The organism is Desulfosarcina sp. BuS5 (genome assembly GCF_028752835.1).
Lineage (GTDB): Bacteria > Desulfobacterota > Desulfobacteria > Desulfobacterales > BuS5 > BuS5.
The window spans coordinates 255,633-278,821 of record NZ_CP087952.1; the positions used below are offsets into that span (position 1 = coordinate 255,633).

The window sequence follows — 23,189 nt, forward strand, 5'->3', positions numbered from 1 at the left end:
ATGGAAATAAAAATAAAGCTGAATGGTGAAGAGCGCCTGCTTGATAAGCCATTGGATATTTCGTCTCTTCTTTTGATGCTGGAGCTTCCGGCGGAAAATTTAATTGTGGAGCTTAACAGGGAGCTGTTACATAAAAATAAATATGAGCAAACAATCCTTGTAAACGATGACGAACTTGAACTTATCAGATTTGTGGGTGGCGGATGAATCGTAAGGAACGTCTGGAGGCATTTAAAAAGATAGATATTTACCCGGTAACATGCCGGGAACTGTCAGGGGGACGATCGAATATTAAGGTTCTTGACGCAGTTCTGGCCGGTGGAGCCAAAATTATTCAGCTCAGGGAAAAGGACTGGGAAAAAAGGGAAATCTTCGAGCTTGCCCTGGAATTCAGAAAACGGACCCTCGTTCATGACGCACTTCTTATTATAAACGACCATCTGGATATAGCCCTTGCCACGGAAGCGGACGGGGTCCATCTCGGCCAGGATGATTTACCCATCAGCGCCGCCAGAAAGATTGCGCCTGATCTTCTCCTGGGAGCTTCCAGTCACAGCCTGGAGGAAGCACTGGGGGCAGAAAAAGACGGAGCAGATTATGTTAATATCGGACCTGTTTTTCCTACAAAAACAAAAAAAAAATTAACCCGTTTTCTGGGACCGGATGCGATTGCGGAAATAAGCCCGAAACTGAAGATACCCTTTACGACAATGGGAGGAATCAATCAAAAGAATATTCAAGACGTTCTGGAAAAAGGAGCAAGGCGTATTGCCATGGTCACCGGCATCACCCGAGCCCCTGATATTGCAGATAGGGTACGTGCATTGAGGGAGATGATTCTAAAGATTTCCCCATAAAGAATTTCGGGTTCAACCAGTCGACACAATCGAATCATTTATATTCCCTTTTGCTCACAGGACTATAATAAAACAATCTATAGATTGTCATATAAATAATTTCACTGCGTTATCGGTCGTCGTAGTATTACAGTACGCCCTCCTTCCTTGTTTCCTGCATATTTCTATTAAAATTCGAAATCAATCAAAAAAAATTCAAAAATATTTATGACCAAGTGGTTAACGGTATAATCAGCATTTTTTTTTCTTCTTTATGGATGTGCAGTGGCCGAAGTTAGAACCAACCCCGATCTTTTACAAGCTTTGTCCTGACTGGATTCATTTCAATATATAGGTATGGTGTCCCCTGAATTCCTTAGTTTTTATATGGCATTTATGGTTTATTGTTGTTTTTTTAGAGTATTATATTCTACATTTCGCACCTAAATCATATATTTTTTGAATTAACAATACTATATATTATGTCTTGGTTTAAGGGTTATATCGATATATAGATATGCTAAACATTAGCACTTTTTTATTAGAAAAGTTCATTAATTAGTTTGTACTTTATATAGTAAAATTTTCAGTCAACATCACAATATATTGTGCTTTTAAAGATGCGAAATGTAAGTTATATTACATAAATTCCCGGCAATTTGGATGCTGATGAGGATATCCTCTAAAGAACGCTTTACGTTGGTAATTGCTGATTATTGGTAAAAGCCGGAATATTTGATTCCTTTGATTTTTCTGATGGCTGTCTTGAAGAAGGAGTAAAACAGGCCGGAATTGTCATTGATTCGTTGAATTTTCTGCAGCAACAGCAAAGAATTAAAATTCATGCCCGAGTTTTAATGGAGACTCATTTATATATCGCCCTTTCAGGGCAGCCCGAGGAAGAAATACCCATATTGATTTGTGTAACTTTTTTGTATTGCACCCGCATTTCAGTTCACCGATTTTACGACTCTTGATCGTTGTTTTTCGGATAAACATATGATAACCGTTGCACATAAAAAAATGACATCTAAATATCACAACAGCACATTGTGGCACTATATTGATCATTTTTGACCCCCCAAATATTTTAACAGCCTGTTATCATTAGACCAATATTTTTTGTTTTTATGAAAAATGTCGATTTGTCTTTGTTTTTGTGTAAAAAAAAGTCAGAAAGATAGGCTAAGTTAATGAACGAGGTCTAAGTTGGGAAAAAACAATTGAACATATTCAAAAACAGTATAAACCGATCCGGCATCTCCTGTTGCACCGCCTTTATTCTTATATTTATTTTTATATCTTCTATTTCTTTTGCGGATACTTTAGGGCGGGCATTCGAGGACAAACCTGATGAACCATGGCAAATCGATGCCGACGAGATAAGTTATGATGAGAAGACGGATCAGTATTTTGCAGAGGGCCAGGTTATCATAAGCAAAACCGGCAGGAAGTTGACAGCCGATAGAGTCCGTTTTGACCACAGGAATATGAAAGCATATGCATCGGGTCATGTAACCATGAGTTCAGGTAAAAACTGGTTGACGGGCAGCAGTATGGAAATGGACATGGAAACTGAAACCGGCATATTGACAAATGGCGCCATATTTTTGACAGACAACCATTTCCACATTACAGGGGACAAAATAGAGAAAATTGGTGAAGATTCATACAGGATCGATACAGCCTCGATCACAACCTGTGACGGGGATGCTCCGGCCTGGAAAATAACCGGTAAGAATTTGAAGGTGACAGCCGAAGGCTATGGGAGCGTTAAACATGCGGCCTTATGGGCAGGAAAAACACCGGTTATATATACCCCTTTTTTCTTTTTTCCAGCTAAAAAAAAACGTCAGTCCGGCCTGCTGACTCCTGAAATGGGATATTCCGATCGCAAAGGGATTGAATATGTGCAACCTTTTTTTTGGGCCATAAACGAGAATTCCGATGCCACCTTTTATAATAACTACATGGGTAAGCGTGGAAATAAATTTGGTCTTGAATATCGTTATGTGCTTAATAATTTGTCTAAAGGAACATTGATGTATGATTTCCTGGATGACAGGAAAGTGGATGACGGTACAGGTAATTCGAGTGATGACTGGGGATATGATGATAACGGAGCGGACGTATTTCGTCCCAATTCCGACCGTTACTGGTTCAGGACAAAGCTGGATCAGGAGATGCCCTTTGGATTTTTTGCCAGGCTGGATCTGGATATTGTAAGTGATCAGGATTATCTTCGGGAATTCGAGGACGGGTATACAGGATTTAACGTAACAAAAAGATATTTTAACAGGAATTTTGGCAGAGAGCTGGATGATTCTGATGATCCTGTGAGAATTAACCGGTTAAATTTAAATAAACGCTGGTCAAGGTATAACCTGAATACCGAGTTACGATGGTACGATGATGTGGTAGTAAGGCGCAGTCATGAAACAGATACAACTCTCCAGAGACTTCCATATGTCTCTTTTGATGCATCCAAACAGCAGATATCAGATTCTCCGTTTTATTGGAATATGGACTCCCAATATTCATATTTTTACAGTGAAGATGGTACCAACGGTCACAGGGTAGACGTGCATCCAAGATTTTATTTGCCGTTCAGGTATAAAAACTTCTTTTCTTTTGAACCATCTGCAGGTGTTAGGGAAACATACTGGAATATTGGTAAATTTGAGGATAATGATTCGGAAAAGTATAAACAAAACAGACAATTCAGAGAAATTTATGATATCAAGCTCGATCTTTCCACGGAATTATATAATGTCTTCCAGGTCAATGGGGAAACCATAGAAAAGATAAAGCACACGATCAGGCCGCAAATCGTTTATGACTATATCCCCGACAAATCCCAGGAAAAATATCCTGATTTAGATTACATTGACCGGATAGAAAGAAAAAATCTTCTGACATATTCAATAACCAATACTTTTACTTCAAAATCAAAAAAATTAAAAAAAACCATTAACAACAAGGAAGATAGTGCACCGCAGGAATATACTTACAGCGAGTTCTGCAGATTTAAATTAGAACAGAGTTTTGATATCGATGAAGAGCGGGAGGATAATCCTGACAGATGGGACAACAGAACGACGAAACGGCCGTTTTCACCGATATTTGCAGAACTTGATTTTGATCCGAATAAATATTTATCCATAAACACTGATTCTGAATGGTCTCCTTATGATGGAGCTTTTGAGTCATTTAATTTCAGGACTAGATTATCCGATAATCGCGGTGATGCAATTTTTTGTGAGTACAGGTATACAAAAGATTACAGCGAATCTATTTATACGAATTTTTATCTTAATTTATCGGACAGTTTTTCGGTATACCTGGAAAATGAAGAAAACCTGCGCTATAAGGAGAATATAAAAACAGGTGTCGGCTTTATGTATGTTTCCCAGTGCTGGGCCGTTCATTTTGGCTTTACCAGTGACGACGGTGATCTGGAGTATGCATTAATGTTTGATCTTTACGGCCTGGGAGGTATAGGTACGAGCGATATTATGGGTGCAAGAGGCAAAAACGTATTTGAAAGAAAATAGATAATATGAAAGAAAGCAAACTGGTTTATTCATGGTATTCCCTGCATACAAGGAGCAGGTTTGAAAATGTTGTTTATGATAGACTGAGCAAAAAATCATTTGAATCTTTTCTCCCGAAAATAAAGGTAAAGAGCAAACGACGCGACAGAAACGCCATGATAAATGTTCCGCTTTTTCCCGGATATATTTTTGTGAGGACCGATCTTAGACCTGTGGAACATCTTGAGATTTTAAAAACAATCGGGGCGGTTCGTCTGCTGGGTAACAGGAAAGGTCCTGTTTCTGTGCCCGAGGAAAATATTGATTCGCTTAAGATTATGGTAAATTGCGATGCCACAGTTGTTACAGGCAACATTATCAAGAAGGGCGAGAAGGTGATAGTTGTGTACGGACCCTTTGCCGGGCTGACAGGTATTTTTGTTCGCTACAAGGGTCAGGGAAGGGTTGTGGTTAATATTGATACTCTTGGACAATCTGCAAGCGTAGAAATTAATCAAGAAGATATTGAGAAGCTTCCTGAAATATTATGAGACCTTTTATGATATTAACTTGACTTAGCAGAAGCTTATGTTTAATAAAATTAAACTTATATAACAATATTTGAATTATTATACGAATTTTTACATGGAGGAGGATAGATGAACAAATTGGAGCTTATAACCGCATTAAAAACAGAAGCGAATATTTCTAAAGCGGAAGCATCCAGTATTATTCAGATCTTTTTCGATTCAATGGCTGATGCCATGGTAAATGAGGATCGTGCAGAGATACGCGGTTTATGCAGTTTTTTCGTCAAAAAGTACAAAACCTATACGGGAAGGAATCCCAAGACAGGTAAGAAAGTTACGATAAAACCTAAAAGGCTTCCTTTTTTTAAGGCTGGTAAAGAACTCAAAGAAAGGGTGGATACTTAATTTGTGCCTGGATTTGAGTCGATATCGGATCAGAAGCAGCCTATTAGAATTTTGACCTCTCTGTTTCAAAAAGGAGCTGTGCCCCATGCGTTACTATTTACCGGAATTGAGGGCGTTGGGAAAAAAAACTGTGCCATAGCTTTTGCCATGTTGTGCAATTGTTTGGAAAAACGCCATATAACCGGGGATCAGGCCGGAGCCGATTTTTCAGCATTAAGCGATGGTTCTTTTATTAATCCTTGCGGCAGTTGCAGATCTTGCAGGAAAATTGAGTCAGCAAATCATCCGGATATAATTTTGATAAAACCGGTTGGTGCTTTTATGAGGATTGAACAGATTCGTAACCTTGGCGATATAATTGCCATGAAACCATACGAGGCAAAAATGCGTATGGTTATTATATCAGATGCGCAGTGCATGACACCGGAAGCAGGCAATGCTCTTCTTAAGTCACTGGAGGAGCCGCCGGAAAGAACAATTTTTATACTTACCGCCAACCAGATATCCGACCTTATACCTACCATTGTATCAAGGTGCCGGCATATCAGGTTTAATCCGATTCCTTTAACAAGCATTACAGAAATGCTTGTTGCAAAGTTTTTGCTGGATCCTGAAAGCTCTAAGGTTATTGCATCATTGGCGAACGGCAGTTTTTCAAAAGCGCTTAAAATGGGTGCTAATAACAGGGTAAACTGGATAAACCACCGTAAGTGGCTCCTTAATGATGTTGCCCGGAAATGTTTCACCGGTGAGCCTTCAGATGCTGTTGCAGAGCCATATGGACTGATTTTTGCTTTATCCAATAAATTATCAGGGAACAAGGAGCTCCTCTTCGAGTCTTTGGAAATGATTAAAACATGGCTTAGAGATATTGCGATATATAAATACTCTCCTGATAAGGTTGTTAATGCCGATATGATAAAGAGCATTAGATCTGCCTCTGAAAAAATTTCCATAAAATCAATAAATTCAAAAGTTAACGCCATTCATAAGGCCCAAAAAAATATCCAGGCCAATGCCAATTTAAGAACGACCCTGGATGTATTGATGCTCAGGCTTGCCGGGGCATAAACAAATCATTGTTTATGGATGGACATGAGCCATCGGAGTTGAACATATGAACAAGATGGTAGGAATTAAATTTAAAGCGTCCGGAAAGGTTTATAACTTTGACAGCGGAGCTTTTGTATTGAATAATGGAGATTATGTGATTGTCGAGACAGAGCAAGGCCTCGGTTTCGGATATGTAGCCGTTTCTCCAGCGGCCTATGATGAAAATTCGTTTGATAAGCCTTTGAAAAAGGTGTTCCGGCTCGCAGGTGAGGAAGATTTTATACAAAGGCAAAGAAATCTTGATTTTGAAAAACGGGCTTTTGATTACTGCATTAGCTGTATAGAGAGACTGGGGCTTAAAATGAGTCTTTTTTCCGTAGAGACGACTTTTGATGAGACTAAACTGATTTTTTTTTTTACTGCTGAAGGCCGGGTCGATTTTCGAAAACTGGTCAAGGTGCTGATCAAAAAGTTCCATGTAAGAATCTCTATGCGTCAGGTTGGAATACGAAACCAGGCGAAGATGTGTGGTGGGTTGGGAAGGTGCGGACGTGAAATCTGCTGTTCGGCATTTATGGATAAATTTGTTCCTGTTTCCATACGCATGGCAAAGGAGCAGTCTCTTTCATTAAATCCTACAAAAATTTCAGGACAGTGCGGAAGACTGATGTGCTGTCTTACTTTTGAGAATGATACCTACCGGCAGCTTAAAAAAAAATTCCCGGCCATAGGTAAAAATGTCATAACCCCTGATGGTAAAGGTAAGGTAATACGGCATAATGTAATCTGTGACCGGTTGACTGTGCGGATAGATAAGGATTCTATTGCGGAATATGAATTAAAGGATATTAAAAGAGAATAGCAGGAGAAATGATGACCGGACAGTTTTATATAACAACGCCTATCTATTATGTGAATGCACGACCGCATCTGGGCCATGCCTATACAACAATTGCAGTGGATACAGCATGCCGTTTTAACTCAATGTGCGGGAAAGAGACATTTTTCCTTACCGGCACCGATGAGCATGGAGACAAGATAGAACGGGCTGCAAAAGAAGCAAACTTAAGCGTTCGCGCTTATGTGGACAGTATCAGCGAATTTTTCAGGGATCTCTGGCCGGAGCTCAATATCGGTTATGATTATTTTATCAGAACAACTGATAAATCGCATATTGCCCTGGTTGAGCAAATTCTGCAAAAAATTTATGATGCCGGGGATATTTATTTCCATGAATATGAAGGGTTATACTGTTTTGGATGTGAACAATTCTATACCGAGCGTGAACTTGTGGACGGCAAATGTCCCGATCACCACACAGAACCCGAACTTATAAAGGAATCGAACTATTTTTTCAGGATGAGCCGGTATCAAGATTGGCTCATAGATCATATAAAGAGCAACCCGGATTTTATACGTCCGCGACGATACAGCAGCGAAGTGCTTGCGTTTTTAAAAGAACCCCTTGAAGATCTGTGCATATCCAGACCTACAACACGGTTACAATGGGGTATACGGCTGCCGTTTGATAATAACTACGTTACATATGTCTGGTTTGATGCTCTCTTGAACTATATCTCTGCCTTGGGGTATCCTGATGGAGATCTTTTTAAAAAATTCTGGCCTGTTGCGCAGCATGTGGTTGCGAAAGATATATTAAAACCACATGGTATTTACTGGCCGATTATGCTTAAGGCGGCCGGAATTGAGATATATAAGCACCTTAATGTGCATGGATACTGGAATATTGACAAAAACAAAATGTCCAAGAGCATCGGAAATGTTGTTGAGCCTCTTCATATAAAGGAAAAATACGGGCTCGATTCTTTCAGGTTTTTTTTAATGCGGGATATGGCCTTTGGACTTGACTCAAATTTTTCAGAAGAGGCTTTGGTTCAACGGATTAATGCCGATCTTGCCAACGATCTCGGGAACCTGTTTTCAAGAGTTATATCCATGGCGCATAAATATTTTGACGGGATAATTCCTGAACCTGATCCTGAAATAGATGAGCAATTCCATCAGGATTTAAAAACTTCCGCCCGGGAAGCAGCAGAAAAGTTTGAAAGTGCTATGGAGGACTTTGCCTTTCATAAAGCCCTGGCAAATGTATGGGAGTTTATCAGCCGGATGAATCGATATATTGATGCCGCTTCTCCATGGGAACTGGCAAAGAAAAAATCTCAAAGAAATGAGCTGGAAGTTGTTATTTATAACCTGCTGGAAGGCCTCCGAATAATATCAGGCCTCATATATCCTGTTATGCCTGAGACAGCAGAAAAAATGCAGAACCATCTTGGCATTGAACCTGATTTGGAATCTGATAACAGGTTTTACCATATGGCTTTACTGAATGTCTGGGGCCTGCTTAAGCCTGGAACAAAACTTTTAAAATCAGTCCGGCTGTTTCCAAGAATCGATATAAAAAAAATAGAATGAAAAAAAATATCAAATATAGAGTCCCCGCGGCCAAAATACCAGGCTGGAGGGATTACCAGGATAATTTGAAAAAGGCTGCCAGGAGAAGCAGGTTTTTCCGAATTGCCATAAAATTGACCGCAGCATCTTTTTGTGCATTTCTTATGGTATACGGAATCATCTCCGGGTTCGCAGGATCGGACCGCGATCATGCCGAGGCACATAATAATGATATCTCAAAGCTTGCCGCGAAAGGGGCAAGGGGTGAAACCAGCAACAATGATGCCAAAGAATTTTTGCAAAAAGAAGAAATCCAGAGCATGATCAGCGGCAGGGATTTTGTTAATATACAAGATAAAAGCCTAAAAATTATTTCCAACGGAATTGAGTTGAGAGCAGATACTTCCATCGACATTCCCTTGCAGCAATTTATCCTGAAAAAGATGAAAAGATCTACTTCCCGTTACATCGGTATTGTAACAATGGATCCTTTAACAGGCAGGATTTTAACCATGGCCGGTTATGATAAAACCGACCCATCCGGCAACCCTTGCCTGGATAACAGGTTCCCTGCAGCAAGTATTTTTAAAATAGTAACTGCTGCAGCGGCGATTGAAAAGTGCGGTTTTTCAGCGCAATCCGGATTCAAGTATAATGGCAAGAAGCATACTCTATACAAATTACAGCTTAAAGAGCGGACAAACAAATATACTAATCGTATAACCTTAAAGAATTCATTTGCGCAGTCTGTTAATCCTGTTTTCGGCAAACTTGGAGCTATTTATATAGGAAAAAATGCTTTGGAAGAATATGCGGATTCTTTTGGCTTTAACAATCAAATAGGTTTTGAGATTAATATGTCGGAAAGCCTTATGCATATATCTGATGATCCATATAATTGGGCGGAAATTGCATCCGGTTTTAACAGGGATACCAGGATATCTCCAATCCATGGCGCCCTGATAGCATCCGTGATAATCAATAATGGTGAACTGGTGGAGCCTACAATAGTAGACAGGATAGCCGATGCGAAAGATCGTACCATTTACAGAAATCAGGTGACTTTGGTAAGGCACTCAATTAAGCCGGCAACATCAAGAGCCTTAACCAATTTGATGGAGACTACCATCCGGTCCGGAACTTGCCGGAAAAGTTTCAGGGGATACAAAAAAGATCGGGTGCTATCGAAACTGAATATCGGGGGGAAGACCGGCACCATTGATAATAGAACCCATGATGCCAGGTACGACTGGTTCATAGGTTTTGCCGAGGAAAAAGACGGTCCCGAAAAAATAGCGATATCTGTAGTTGTGGCGCATGAAAAATATATCGGCACGAGGGCAAGCCAGTACGCCCGTTTGATTATGAAAGAGTTTTTCCGCGATTATTTTGCAAAAAACCAGCATAAGCATGAAAAACCGGTGGGAAAGAGTTAAGGATCGCATCATGAAATTTTTTAATATGATCGTCAGGTTTGTTTACCCTGTTTATGAATTTTTGCAACCTTATTTTAAGGCTGATTTATATTTCGGCATCAGTCCCGGCAGCATCAAAAACAGGGAGAAACATTCAGCGATTGTTCTATTTCCCTGTCATTGCAACATGCTTTGCTGCGGTCTGGCCGGGATAGTCTCTTTTGTCAGCAATAAAACCTCTGCTTCAGGCGTAAATATTACACTTCTCAAAGAAATGGCGGCGACAACTTCAGAAAAATCGATTGAATTTTGTAAAGAGAGAAATCTTTCCCTTGAAAATTATTATCTCGGAGGGAAAGATTTTATAGAATCCCTGTTACTGGAAGTTCGTGTTTTAAAGCAGGATCACCTGTTTTATAAAATTTTTCTTGATCATGCTTTACAGGATGATATGGCGGATGTAAGTCAACTCCTTAACGATGTTATAGAGCATGAAACCAAAGAATTAACAGTCCGAATGGGACTGCTAAGCGCGACAGAACTGGATGCCGCCTCAGGGTGTCTGGAGGGGTTGCGGGATGCGGCCTGGTGCCTTGATAAAGAAATTTTGGGAAATATAAAAAAAGTTGGGAATTTATTACAAAATAATAAAACTGAACCTTCTTCATCAACCCTGGTAATCTTTAAAAAAATCAATGCAGTCCTTGGCAGCATCGATTGCCTGGAGGTGAGAGGCCGCGATTCCGCAGGCATATCCCTGTTATTTGTTCTGGAAAAGAATGAATATGAACTCTTTCTTGAAGCCATCCGGAAGAGTAATCAAGATGAAAAATCAGGTGAAAATTTAATATCGGAGTTTGAAAAACGTTCCGAAGATGATCTCCTTGTTAACAGGAGTATCAGTATAAGTGAAAACGGGAATAACGAAAAAAATAGTACGGTTGCTGTAATAATTACATATAAAATCGCTGCCGAGATCGGCAGCCTGGGCGATAATATTAATTTTATCCGCAGCCAGGTAAGGGAAGATTCCATTCTCCAGGTTCTTTCCGGTTTTTCATGTAAATATAATACTGTTTCGGCTCATACACGCTGGGCATCCATAGGCGCAATAAGCGAACCGAATTGTCATCCGGTTGATAACAAGACAATGGGCGGCAAGAATCCAGGTTGCGGTATCATCCATGTTTGTCTTAACGGAGATATCGATAATTACAGAATTTTAAAAGATGAGTATGAGGAAAGTGGAGATTCTATTCATCAAGATATAACGACAGATACCAAGATTATACCCCTGCAGATAAAAAAATATTTAAACCGGGGCCTGGATGTTTATGAAGCTTTTCGCATGGCGGTTAATGATTTTGAAGGCTCACACGCAATATCCATGCATACCGATCTTGCGCCGGGCAAGCTTTTTCTGGCTCAAAGAGGGAGCGGCCAGGCTATTTTTATAGGGCTTGCCGATAATCACTATATTTCCACGTCAGAGGTGTATGGATTTATAGAAGAGACTTCCTGCTACCTGAAGATGGACGGAGAAAAGGTTGTGGCCGGCAAAAACGGCCCTGTCCAGGGACAGATCTTTGTGCTGAACCAGGAGTCCCCGGGAGGACTGGACGGTATTGATGCCATGTTTTATGATGGAACGTCTGTTAACCTTGGTGAGGATGATATCAAATATACGGAAATCACATCAAGGGATATTGATCGTCAGGGGTTTTCACATTATTTTCTGAAAGAAATCTCCGAATCACCGGTTTCTGTTGAAAGGACCCTTCTTAATAGATGGAAAATAGATGAGCATGAGACCGGGCGGTATATCCTGGCGCTGGATGAAACAGTATTCCCAGAATCTTTAAAAGATGCTTTAGCCGGTATAAATAGCGACGAAACTGACATAAGAAGGATTTTTTTTGTGGGGCAGGGCACAGCCGGAGTGGCTGCCCAGGCATGTTCCGATATCCTGAATTATTATATGAGAGATCCCGCCCTCTATGTAGGGGCTCTTAAAGCATCCGAACTTAGCGGCTTTACGTTGAATGATTATGATGATGCCAAGAGCATGGCTGATGCTCTGGTTGTTGCCATAAGCCAGTCCGGCACCACAACGGACACCAATCGGGCTATTGATATGGTCAGGGAGAGAGGCGCTCATACACTCGGCATTGTAAACAGGAGAGATTCGGATCTTACTTTTAAAGTAGATGGAGTTATGTACACCAGCAGCGGTCGGGATATAGAGATGTCCGTTGCCTCGACCAAGGCCTTCTATTCCCAGATTATCGCCGGAGCCCTCCTGGGGCTTAATATTGCCCGGTTGAAAGGAAAGCGGGATGCCGAGTTCATTGACTCCGAGATTAAAGAGATGCTTAAACTTCCTGATCGGATGCGGGAGATTCTTTCCAAGAAAGACGAAATCGGGGAATCAGCCCGAAGGCTGGCTTCCACCAGAATTTACTGGGCTGCGGTCGGGAGCGGGCCGAACAAGGTTTCTGCGGATGAAATCAGGATTAAACTTAGTGAATTATGTTATAAAACCATATCATCTGATTTTGTAGAGGACAAAAAACATATAGATCTTTCATCCGAGCCTTTGATAATTGTTTGTGCTGCCGGCGCAAATGATAGCGTTATCGGAGATATTGTCAAAGATACCGCCATATTTCACGCGCATAAGGCTGCTCCGGTTATAATTGCGGATGAGGGTGAAACCGATTTTGAACCTTATGCTGAAGATGTCTTTTACGTTCCGGCTGTAAAACAGCATTTTGCCCCTATTGTAAATACCCTGGTAGGTCATATATGGGGATATTATGCGGCACTGGCTATAAATGAAGGTTCTAAATTTCTACATACCTTCAGGAAAGAGCTTCAGGAAATAATAGACGGCTACACCCAGGACGGCTTTAATGGTTATGAGATAATCCTGGAAAACAGGTTCAGGGAAAGGATAGTTCTTTTTTACAATGAATTCAGGGAGATGAGGACAAAAACTGAATGTCCCACCGCCATAACAAATTCGTCGGATCTTATCCTTATCCTGAAATATCTGTCAGGACGTCTGCCTGTATCAGATTTTGAAATAGACTTTGGGCAAAAGGGAACGGCCCTGAACATGCTCGACATTCTCTTCAGTTGCCTGGGTAACTCGATCAACGCCATGTCCCGTCCGGTTGACGCGATAAAACATCAGGCCAAAACCGTTACCGTAGGAACAAGCCGCATAAGCACAAAGGTTGGGGGTATTCTTTTTGATACGTTAAACTCATACGGTTTGAGAATTTCGCAAATTTTAAACAGAAATGTTCTGGTACTGAGAAATCTTCAGGATATTGTTTCTAAAATTAATGGCGCCATTCTGTACAGGATATCCGGCTTGACTCTCCTGGGAGAACCTGCTGATAATACAACCATAGAGATAATCAGAAAGGAAGGATCTTTAGCCCCGTTTCCATCCCGTGTGGAAAAACATAAGTTGCTTCGGGGAACAAAAGAGATAATTGTCAGACAGAGCAATGTTTATATTGGAAAAGGCAGAAAAGACGACCGGAACATAATAATTATCCCGGTGCTGTCGGCATCTTCCGATATGCCCAATATCATAGAATGCCTGCTGTTGCTGCATATTTCCTTTAAAGAGAATATTCCTCTTCCTGTAAAGATAAAGGCCCTGGGGGGAAAATATCAGCATATAAAGAACATTGTTCAGGAAAACAGCCTGCTCTGGGATGATAAATATATCGAGATGGTAGAGACAGACAGACTTTTCGGACGATCTGCTGAAAAGATCGGTGAATATATAGCAGCCAGTTTAATATAAAATTCCGGCTCATCTTTTTGCAATTGTCAATTGCAGTTTTAGTGTGGGACGTATTTACTCCAGGCCTCTGTAGCCATGCTGGAATTTTTTGTCATAAAGTTTGGATTTGTACTTTAACTGGTCAAGGCTTACGTTAAGTGCTTTGCCGACAATGATTAAGGCTTGATGAGTTATTTTTTTTTCTTTTACAATCCGGGCAAGATCTTTCACCTGGGTGCAAAATATTTTTTCTTCCGGCTGGCTGACCCTGAAAGCGACTGCGCAGGCGCATTCCCCGCCATAAGTTTTTTCTAAAATTTCAGAGACTTTATCGATCATGGTAATGCTGAGATAGATTACCATGGATGCTTGATGGGTTGCCAGTTTGGCTAAAGCCTCGGCTTCCGGCACCGGAGTTCTGCCTTCCATACGTGTTAGAATCAGAGTTTGTGAAATTTCCGGCAGGGTATATTCTATGCCCATGGATGCGGCTGCCGCAAAGGCGGCCGTAACTCCGGGTATAACAATATAATCGATAGATTTTTTTTTCAATTCCGCCATCTGTTCAAAAATGGCTCCATAAAGGCTGGGGTCTCCGGTATGCAGGCGCACAACATTTTTCCCATCTAAATAATATTTTTTAATCTCTTCTATTATTTCAGCAAGATGCATTGAGGCGCTGCTTAAAATTTTTACTCCCTTGGTAGTCCATGTTAACAGGCTTTCCGGAACAAGCGAGCCTGCATAAATAACCAGATCGGCATTCATAAGAGCGCGCTGTCCTTTAACAGTAATCAATTCAGGATCTCCCGGCCCGGCACCGACAAAAATTACAGGATTGGTTTTTGGCATGTTACGCCTCCTTGCGTTTTCCGGTTATTATCCATACCGGATTTTGAGATTCCAGCCTTTCACCCCACGGCATATCTTTTCTATTATTTACCTGGATCTGAATAAAATCAGTTGTAAATCCGGCCTTTTCCAGGGGTTGCAGGGCAGCTTCAATATTCTGCACTAAAACCGTGTTGATGACTATAATTCCATTTTCTTTGAGGCGGGAAGATGCTGCTTTTATTATTTTTCCCAAATCCCGGCCTCCTCCTCCCATAAAGATTCGATCCGGCCGCGGCAGATTTTCGAGCCCTATGGGCAGTTTTGTATTGATGATTTCAAGATTGTTTACATTATAGCGATTTTTATTATTCTGAATCTGTATTATTCTTTCTTTATGTTGTTCCAGGGCAAATATTACACCGGTTGTAATAAAACAGGATGATTCAATAGATACTGAACCGCTGCCGGCTCCTAAGTCCCACAATATACTATCCGGCATAAGACGGAGTTTTGAAATAACAACTGCTCTTACTTCTGCTTTGGTAATCAGCCCATCCTTATGGTCAAAAGAAGACTCCGGCATGCCGAGATAGGGCCTTTCAGGCGGCTCGATATTCATATCTACAGGCTTGCGTTTTAAAACAACCATGTTGGGCTCTGAAAAAGTCTTTTCGACTGCATTGTCGAGTTCATACCATTCAACATGTTCGTAGGGGGTTCCGAGCTGTTCGAGAACACACATTTGAAAGTCAGAGCAGTTATTTTCCATCAGCAGCTTTGCGACCATGGCGGGATTATTGTTCGAATCTGTAAAAAGAGCTATCTTTTCTTTTTTTGCGAGGGCGGACAAGAGGGCGTTTTTTTGTTCCCTGCCATGCATGCTTATCACATGAACATCATGCCAGGGTTCCTTGATACGGGCAAATACCGCCGCAACGGATGTAATATTCGGATAGATATTGATCATATCCGCGCCGATCGATCTGATCAAGAGAGACCCTATGCCGAAATAGAGCGGATCTCCCGATGCAAGGACAACTATGGAGAGCCCTGTTTCGCTGTTTTCTATTCTATCCTTGATAAAGTCTATAATCTTTTTTAAGTTTTTGGTGATATCTTTTTTCCGGGCAGGCAGATCTTTAAAATGATCAAGATGTCTTTTGCCCCCGATGAGTATATCAGCCTGCTTGATCAATTCGAGATGCCTGGCTGTTAGATCATCCAGCGAAAGTCCTATGCCTATAACAGATATTGGTTTCATGCGTTGTTCTAATTTATTCCTAAAGCGGCAAAGCCGCAGTTTTGGGTTTTAGGTTTTGGGAAATTTTTGGTGGATTCGCTACGCTTAATCCACCCTACACATTTTATATAAAGTTGGTAGGATTGTAGGGTGGATTAAGGAGCGTAAGCGACGAATCCACCAAAATAATTCTGGAGAAGATATCAAATTAACCACCTACAAAATTTGTAGCTACTTTTTCATTATAATTTTCTTGTTTTTTATGACAGGATTTCAGGAGTAAGGTACTAAATAGTAATAGTTCGCCAAAGGTATTAACTCACTGGAACCCAGGTCATGTAAAGGCTTACATGGAATCAAAAATTACGTTTCCGCTATAATCGAAAATTATACTTTCTATCCGGATATCGGAGGTTGAAAATTTTTTTGCCGATTGTATCATTTTTTTGCCCACGTAGGCGACTATTTCCGGATATTGCGGGTAAATAAAGTCAAAAGAATGACGGGCAGTATTGGCTGAGCGCACCTTTTTGGCCAGCACCTGACCCTGTTCCTGTTTCGGGATAATTTCAAGACACCATTCCGCAAGCTTTTCCAATGTTAATTCCGCTTTTGAAGCGTGCGTGTGGGGAATCCCCTGGGCCTGTTTTATTGCTTTGGCAAAAAAGACTGCCAGAATGGCTGTTTTTAATTTTTTTTCTGAAGCTGCTTTAATGGCCATTTCAAAAAAATCGCCTATTTGTATAAAAGCCTCTTCAGCAAGATCGGGCATAAATGCCTGGGCCAATTTTTCACTCCGCCTGCCTGTGGTCAGAATAACAGTATCTAAACCGACTGCATTCGCTACGGAAATTGATGATTTTATTGTTGCAATATAGGCATCATGGGACAAGGGTCTTGCTATGCCGGTAGTGCCGAGGATGGAAATACCCCCCAGGATTCCGAGCCTGGCATTTAATGTTTTTTTGGCAAGCTCTTCTCCCTGGGGCACAAAGATGCTGACCTTAAGATTATTCCTTATTTTGTGCCTGATCAGCATATCTTTTGATGCTTCTATTATCATTTTTAGAGGCCCGGGATTTATGGCATGCTCTCCGGGCGGTATCTCAAGCCCCGGCTTGGTAACCTTTCCCACGCCCCGGCCGCCTGCAATATGGATTCGGCCGGCTTTTTCTTTATCAATAGATACTATTGCTCCGATTTCCGCTCTGTGGGTTATGTCCGGATCGTCTCCTGCATCTTTAATTACTATGCATTCAGCAGTATTTGATTTTTTTAAAACGCACCTTTCTATTTTTATGTTGATATAATCTCCTGTAAGGAGTCTTATCCTTACACTTGCCGGGATTTTTTTTTCAAGTATTAAGGCAAGGGCGCCTTTGGCTGCGGCTGCGGCTGCTGTTCCGGTTGTAAAACCTGATTTGAGTCTCTTTTTTTTTGATTTTCGTTGTTCAGTCTTCATCCATTCTATTTTGTATTTTTGGTAAGAATGAGAGTCCAGTATTCCGGTGGCTTTTTTTCCAGCGTTCTTACATCTTCAATAACCTCTTCGTCGGGTAATCCGCAGCTTGTTATTGCAATGCTGTTTTCCGTCATCCCGGTTTCATCCAGGGCAGAGACTATATCTTTAACTTTTTTATAGGCTTTTAATATAGCAACATTTTCCGCTTTACCGGCGAACTGTCTCAAGCGGTCGCCGCCGTTGGCGCCGGAAAGCAGCAGAAGAGACTCTTCGCCTTCCACCAGCGGTCTGTTCAGGCGTGATGCCGCGGCCTGGAAAGAGGTTATGCCTGGTATGCTGACTACATTCAAGTGTGGAGCAAGTCTTTGGGTAGACTGGAGGATATATCCATATGTCGCGTATACCATTGAATCTCCGAGTGTTACAAAAGCCGCATCCTGCCCTTGTTCCAGCAGGGTAATTATTTTGCGGGCATGCTCATCCCAGGCTTTTTGAGCCACACTTTTATCTTTGGTCATGGGGAAAGGGAGCATTTCGACTTTTGCTGTATCGGGTATGTGTGATTTTGCAATATTAACTGCCTGGCTATGCTGATTTTTGCTGGAAGCAGCAGCAAAAATTATATCTACTTTTTTTAAAATTTTTACGGCTTTTAAGGTTATCATCTCAGGATCGCCCGGGCCGACTCCTATACCGTATAATGTTCCTGTTTTTTTATTCATGTTCTCCTTTTGCTATATTTGCAAGGGCGTTAATTACGCTTGCAGCTATATTTGATCCACCTTTACGCTCGATATTTGTAATGTAAGGATAATCTGTTTCTATAAGCGCAGCCTTTGATTCTGCCGCGTTTACAAATCCCACCGGCAGGCCGACAACAAGCGCCGGCGCAGCCTTTCCTGTTTTAATAAGCTCTATAAGGCGCAAAAGCGCAGTCGGAGCATTTCCTATAACATATATTCCGCCTTCCATATCTGAAACTGCCGCATCGACTGCCGCATGCGCCCTGGTTGTTTTTTTCTCAGCAGCCATTTTTTCAACTTCAGCATCGCTGATCAGGCATTTTACCTTTACATTAAAGCCGTTCAGCCTTTTTTTGCTGATACCGGACATGGCCATCGTTGTATCTGTTATGATTGTTTCCCCATGTTGCATGGCGTTTATACCAGCTTCAATGGCCTGATGGTGAAAGCGGACTGTTTGCATATATTCAAAGTCGGCTGAAGTATGAATCATTCGGCGGACTATTGGCCATTCTTTTTTCGAAAAATTATGTTCCCCAGCTTCCTCGTCAATTATTTTAAAGCTTAAGGCTTCAATATCAGATGGTTTCATTTTTTTGTCCTTTTACATTTATTATAAGCCCTGCAAACGTCTGTAAATGTCTTGGCAGTATCCGGACAGGAGCCGAAATGCAGATGGCAATAACTCCCCAGGGTATTATTTATCCTGTAACCTTTTAATTTCTTCTCCTGACCGCTTCTGTCGGCGGCCTTATAAATATTGTCTATGTTTATTTCCATCAAAGGGTCATCTGTTTCGGAGTAATGAAATTCATGCCCTTTTATTTTTTCTCCTGCGCGGCCGATAATAGTATCCTGTGACAATGAAATCTCGCGATACCCCAGGGCTTTTAATTTTGTAAACATTCTTGTTGTAAAGGGGAGGCAGCCTGACATGCAATATGCATTATCATGATGATCATAAAGTTTGCTGCAAAGATACATAAAACCGCCGCATTCTCCGTAAATCGGCATGCCGTTAATACTTTTCTGTCTGACTTGTGCGGCAAGTTCAATATTTTTTGACAACTCTTCTGCGAATAATTCTGGATAACCTCCTCCAAAGTAAAGGCCGTCCAGGTTATCGGGCAGGCCTTTGTCATTAATGGGAGAGAAAAAAACCAGGTTAGCACCATTTGCCTGAAGCATATCAAGGTTATCCTGGTAATAGAAACAAAAGGCATTGTCTCTTGCAACTCCGATGTTAATATATTTTTTTAATATATTCGGAAGCTTTTTATCAAACCCTGAATCTGCCGGTATATCAGGCAGGATATTGAGCAGATGTTGAATATCTATGCTCTTTTCAATTAAGTCAGCCAATTTTTCTCTATTTTTGTCCGACAGGGGATGGTCATTATCAGTAACAAGACCAAGATGCCTTTCAGGTATGGTTATATCTTCATCTCGAATAATGCCGCCCAGACACGGCATATTAACATTATTCTCCAAAGCTTCGCGCAGATATTCAAGATGCCGTTCACTTCCAATATTATTAAAGATAACCCCGGCAAATGAAAGCTTTTTATCAAATCTTTCAAAACCCTGAACCAGGGCCGCGGCACTTCCGGCCATGCTTTTGGCGTTGACCACCAGGATCACAGGGAGGCCTGTCCACTTGGCCATTTGAGCGGTGGAACCTGCTTCGGTTTTACCGTCATAACCGTCAAAGAGTCCCATGACCCCTTCCACAATTGCCATGTCTGCATTTGCGCAATGTTTTCCGAAGCATGCAAGGTTATATTCTCTGGGCAGCATCCATCCGTCCAGATTCCTGCTTGTTTTACCGGTGATCCTGCCATGGTGCCCCGGATCTATGAAATCAGGCCCTACCTTGAAAGGAGCTACACTTAATCCCTGCCGGGACAAGGCCGCCATAAGTGCTAAGGTTACGGTTGTTTTTCCGCAGCCACTGCTTGTTCCCGCTATTACAACTCCTTTAATAGTAAACCTCCTGTTATTATTGCCGCTTCAACATTTTTATTAAAATAATCGGGATATAGTATCCGGCCTATTTCGTAAATTCCGTTAAGGAGTCTTGATGTCGGCCGGCAAACTATCATTTCATCAATAATATAGATTTCTCCGTTTTGGACTGCCTTTATCAGGGAGAATCCAGGTTCATTTTTAATCAAGGATAACGAAGGTCTGTTCATTGTGCCGTATTGCGCCAGGAATACATCGATTTCCGATGCATGGGAGAGTATTTTTTCCTTGCCATATGCGGCAATATTGGTATTGCGTACTTGCTTTGCATCTTTTGCTATATTTATGCCGCCTGCTTTTTCAAGTGCAAATACAGCCATGGAATTTGAAGAAAACGTTTTCATCCTTTTATGTATGGCTTCAAAATAGACCCTTTTTTTATTCTTGATCTGTTTTGTTATTACCTCAAATAAAGAAACGCTTTGTTTGAAATGTGCGGTTACCTCTGAGGCCTTTTCTTTTTTTCCTGTTAAAATGCCTAAGATTTTCCAGTAGAGGAACATCTCCTCTATGGTTGCAGGCTGAATGGAGCAGACGGTGATTCCATTTTGTTCCAGCCTTTGCATTAATTGAGGATATCCGCGGTCGATCATCGGCCTGACAAGCACCAGGTCGGGCGTTGCCGCCAAAAATTTTTCCGGGCCATCATGATAGGAGAAGACCGGTTTTAACAAGGCCTTTTCAGGATATACTTCATTTCTTGCAACTCCGATGATTTCTTCATCAAGACCAAGAGCAAAGAGATTCTCGGTATGCGCGCCATAAAGGGATATAATCCGTTTAAAAGGTTTGTTGACAACAATTTTTCTACCGGATTGATCTATTATGGACGGGTCTATTATGGGCTGGTCTATTATTAAAGTATCATTTTTAATACAAAAAGAAGATGCATAAACTATGCCGTAAGTGTTCAGCCATATCCCTGAAAGCAACAACAAAATATGAAAAACAGTTGACAACCTACCTCCTGAAGACCACCTGCTTTGAATTTGAATAAGAATCCTGATAAACTTTGGCATCAACGCTAAAAACTGATTTGATTGAGTTTTCATTTAAAACCTCGTTGGTTTTGCCGTAAGCTGCAATACGTCCGTTTTTGATAAAGATCAGGTATTCACAAAAAATTGCTGCAAGATTAACATCCTGCAATACTGTTATCACGGTTTTACCGTTTTTTTCAACACCCCGCGCGGCCAGGTTCAGCATCCTGATGGAATGATTGATGTCAAAGTTTGAGGTAGCTTCATCCAGAATCAGAACATTAGTATCCTGGGCCAGTGCTCTTGCAAAGACAACCCTCTGTCTCTCACCTCCGCTCAGTTCGGTAATAAATCTGTTTTTAAACTGGCATGTACCTGTTTTTGTCATTACATCGTCAACTATTTTAATATCTTGCGGGGCCGGCGCTGAAAATCTCGGAATATGGGGATATCTTCCCATCAATACTATTTCCCGAGCAGTAAATGAAAAATTAATATAAAAATTTTGCGGAACCAGGGCTATTAATCTGGATAATGCTTTTTTTGAGTATTCTGCCAGGTCTTTTCCCATAAAAAAAACAGAGCCTGCCGTCGGCCTGCTCTGCCTGGACAAAAGATCCAGAAAAGTCGATTTGCCGCAACCGTTAGGACCTATTATTCCGTAAAACCGGCCAGATTCAAGATAGAGTGAAACATTATCAATTGCCTTGTTATCTCCGTATGAAAACGATACTTTTTTTATATTAAAACCCATTTCATATTCCGGTTCCGGAGATTTGTCGTTTTTTAAATATGTAGCAGAAAAAAGGACCTCCTATCATAGCCGTGAGAACCCCTATGGGAATCTCTGATGGTAAGACAGCCCTTGTAAGGGTATCCGCACATAAAAGCAAAATAGCTCCGGCCATCATGGAAACAGGAATAAGTCTCCTGTTGTCGGGCCCGGTCACAGCTCTTGTCATGTGGGGAATCAACAGGCCCACAAAGCCGATAATGCCGGAAACAGAAACGCAAACTGCCGCGACAAGAGAGGCCGTTACAAGAAGCACAAGGGTTACCTTTTTTGTGTCCACGCCCAGCGAGGAAGCTGTCCTGTCACCCAGGGCCATCAGGTTGAGATCTCTGGCAAAAAAAAAGGATACTAAAAAACCTGCGCATACAAACAGCAGGGTCAGTTGTATATCCAGCCATCCGCTCGACGCAAAGCTCCCCATCAGCCAGAAGATTATAATAGAGACCTGCTCATCAGCCAGATATTTCAAAAAACTGATTCCGGCAGACAATATTGCCGCAACAATAATTCCGGAAAGGATCAGGTTGTTTGAAGAGAGCCCCGGCCTTGTTGCCGAGCTGTTTGAAGAGGCCAGAAAAATAACAAAAAAAAGGGTCGCAATGGCCCCGGCAAAGGCAAAAACAGGCACTGAACAGGAGGAGAGGCCTATCGTAAAAAGATTGATGTTAAACAGGATAGCAATCGAAGCGCCAAAAGCCGCTCCTGCGGATACTCCCAGGGTGTAAGGGTCTGCCAGGGGATTTAAGAGTATCCCTTGAAATACTGCCCCTGATATGGATAAGCCGGCGCCGACAATGGAAGCAGTTAAGATTCTCGGCAGACGCACATCAAGAACTATTACCGGGAAAATTTTGTTCATTTCTTCAAGCAAATCCCTGTTTCCGGTAATTTTGGAAGCAATAATTTTGAAAACATCTGCAAAGTTTATATTAATATAACCTGATCCGGATGATACAATAATGGCTGTAAACAGAAAAATTCCAAGTAAAAATAAATGGACGCCGGTTGAACTTGTGACTGTTTTTCTTAATTTGTTTAAAGTCATTTGTGAATGAACGCTCAATTAAAATAGAAAGAACCGGCAATAGCTCAGTATTCCGGTTCTATTTGTTAGGGGTTA

At 41.3% G+C, this 23,189-nt stretch carries 19 protein-coding genes; 10 read left to right on the top strand and 9 right to left on the bottom strand.

All coding sequences use genetic code 11. The features are described 5' to 3' along the window. From thiS to BuS5_RS01300, 10 genes are all read left to right on the top strand, one after another. Positions 1 to 207, top strand: coding sequence for a sulfur carrier protein ThiS (gene thiS, locus BuS5_RS01255; protein ID WP_051374513.1), 207 nt, complete (start codon positions 1 to 3; stop codon positions 205 to 207). After that, complete coding sequence (gene thiE / locus BuS5_RS01260; protein ID WP_027352699.1) at positions 204 to 857, top strand: thiamine phosphate synthase; 654 nt, start codon at positions 204 to 206, stop codon at positions 855 to 857. Before thiS ends, thiE begins: the two co-directional genes overlap by 4 nt. Before the next feature lie 1,202 nt (positions 858 to 2,059). Further along, positions 2,060 to 4,390, top strand: a complete 2,331-nt coding sequence (locus BuS5_RS01265) for an LPS-assembly protein LptD (RefSeq protein WP_051374512.1) — start codon at positions 2,060 to 2,062, stop codon at positions 4,388 to 4,390. A 5-nt stretch (positions 4,391 to 4,395) separates the two neighbouring features. After that, positions 4,396 to 4,920 (top strand): UpxY family transcription antiterminator, encoded by a 525-nt coding sequence (locus tag BuS5_RS01270; protein WP_027352697.1) that lies wholly within the window; start codon positions 4,396 to 4,398, stop codon positions 4,918 to 4,920. A 108-nt stretch (positions 4,921 to 5,028) separates the two neighbouring features. Continuing rightward, positions 5,029 to 5,304 carry an HU family DNA-binding protein gene (locus BuS5_RS01275; RefSeq protein ID WP_027352696.1) on the top strand — a complete coding sequence of 92 codons (276 nt, stop codon included), beginning with the start codon at positions 5,029 to 5,031 and terminating at the stop codon, positions 5,302 to 5,304. Between the two features lie 3 nt (positions 5,305 to 5,307). Further along, positions 5,308 to 6,375 carry a DNA polymerase III subunit delta' gene (gene holB, locus BuS5_RS01280; RefSeq protein ID WP_027352695.1) on the top strand — a complete coding sequence of 356 codons (1,068 nt, stop codon included), beginning with the start codon at positions 5,308 to 5,310 and terminating at the stop codon, positions 6,373 to 6,375. A 46-nt stretch (positions 6,376 to 6,421) separates the two neighbouring features. Further along, positions 6,422 to 7,219 carry a PSP1 domain-containing protein gene (locus tag BuS5_RS01285; RefSeq protein WP_027352694.1) on the top strand — a complete coding sequence of 266 codons (798 nt, stop codon included), beginning with the start codon at positions 6,422 to 6,424 and terminating at the stop codon, positions 7,217 to 7,219. An 11-nt stretch (positions 7,220 to 7,230) separates the two neighbouring features. Then, on the top strand, positions 7,231 to 8,796 hold the full coding sequence (gene metG, locus BuS5_RS01290) for a methionine--tRNA ligase (RefSeq protein WP_084445525.1): 1,566 nt from the start codon (positions 7,231 to 7,233) through the stop codon (positions 8,794 to 8,796). After that, entirely contained in the window at positions 8,793 to 10,211 is a 1,419-nt protein-coding gene (locus BuS5_RS01295; RefSeq protein WP_051374511.1) for a penicillin-binding transpeptidase domain-containing protein, read from the top strand. The genes metG and BuS5_RS01295 overlap by 4 nt, the downstream gene beginning before the upstream one ends. 10 nt (positions 10,212 to 10,221) lie before the next feature. After that, positions 10,222 to 14,013, top strand: a complete 3,792-nt coding sequence (locus tag BuS5_RS01300; protein ID WP_051374510.1) for an SIS domain-containing protein — start codon at positions 10,222 to 10,224, stop codon at positions 14,011 to 14,013. A gap of 54 nt (positions 14,014 to 14,067) precedes the next feature. Here BuS5_RS01300 and cobM read toward each other — a convergent pair whose 3' ends face one another. From cobM to BuS5_RS01345, 9 genes are all read right to left on the bottom strand, one after another. Continuing rightward, positions 14,068 to 14,844: a precorrin-4 C(11)-methyltransferase gene (gene cobM / locus BuS5_RS01305; protein WP_027352691.1), complete on the bottom strand. Its 777-nt coding sequence runs from the start codon at positions 14,842 to 14,844 to the stop codon at positions 14,068 to 14,070. Between the two features lies 1 nt (position 14,845). Beyond that, entirely contained in the window at positions 14,846 to 16,087 is a 1,242-nt protein-coding gene (cbiE, locus tag BuS5_RS01310) for a precorrin-6y C5,15-methyltransferase (decarboxylating) subunit CbiE (protein ID WP_027352690.1), read from the bottom strand. 325 nt (positions 16,088 to 16,412) lie between these two features. Continuing rightward, positions 16,413 to 17,528: a cobalt-precorrin-5B (C(1))-methyltransferase CbiD gene (cbiD, locus tag BuS5_RS01315; RefSeq protein WP_027352689.1), complete on the bottom strand. Its 1,116-nt coding sequence runs from the start codon at positions 17,526 to 17,528 to the stop codon at positions 16,413 to 16,415. Between the two features lie 5 nt (positions 17,529 to 17,533). Next, positions 17,534 to 18,250 (bottom strand): precorrin-2 C(20)-methyltransferase, encoded by a 717-nt coding sequence (gene cobI, locus BuS5_RS01320; RefSeq protein ID WP_027352688.1) that lies wholly within the window; start codon positions 18,248 to 18,250, stop codon positions 17,534 to 17,536. Continuing rightward, positions 18,243 to 18,863 (bottom strand): precorrin-8X methylmutase, encoded by a 621-nt coding sequence (locus tag BuS5_RS01325; RefSeq protein ID WP_027352687.1) that lies wholly within the window; start codon positions 18,861 to 18,863, stop codon positions 18,243 to 18,245. The genes cobI and BuS5_RS01325 overlap by 8 nt, the downstream gene beginning before the upstream one ends. Then, positions 18,860 to 20,254 carry a cobyrinate a,c-diamide synthase gene (locus BuS5_RS01330; RefSeq protein ID WP_027352686.1) on the bottom strand — a complete coding sequence of 465 codons (1,395 nt, stop codon included), beginning with the start codon at positions 20,252 to 20,254 and terminating at the stop codon, positions 18,860 to 18,862. The genes BuS5_RS01325 and BuS5_RS01330 overlap by 4 nt, the downstream gene beginning before the upstream one ends. Continuing rightward, positions 20,239 to 21,255, bottom strand: a complete 1,017-nt coding sequence (locus tag BuS5_RS01335; RefSeq protein WP_232222992.1) for an ABC transporter substrate-binding protein — start codon at positions 21,253 to 21,255, stop codon at positions 20,239 to 20,241. The genes BuS5_RS01330 and BuS5_RS01335 overlap by 16 nt, the downstream gene beginning before the upstream one ends. A 1-nt stretch (position 21,256) precedes the next feature. Next, the gene (locus BuS5_RS01340; RefSeq protein WP_027352685.1) at positions 21,257 to 22,030 is read right to left on the bottom strand and encodes an ABC transporter ATP-binding protein; all 774 of its coding nucleotides are present in this window, start codon (positions 22,028 to 22,030) and stop codon (positions 21,257 to 21,259) included. Position 22,031: 1 nt separating this feature from the next. After that, positions 22,032 to 23,114, bottom strand: coding sequence for a FecCD family ABC transporter permease (locus BuS5_RS01345; RefSeq protein ID WP_027352684.1), 1,083 nt, complete (start codon positions 23,112 to 23,114; stop codon positions 22,032 to 22,034). Positions 23,115 to 23,189: the final 75 nt, after the last annotated feature.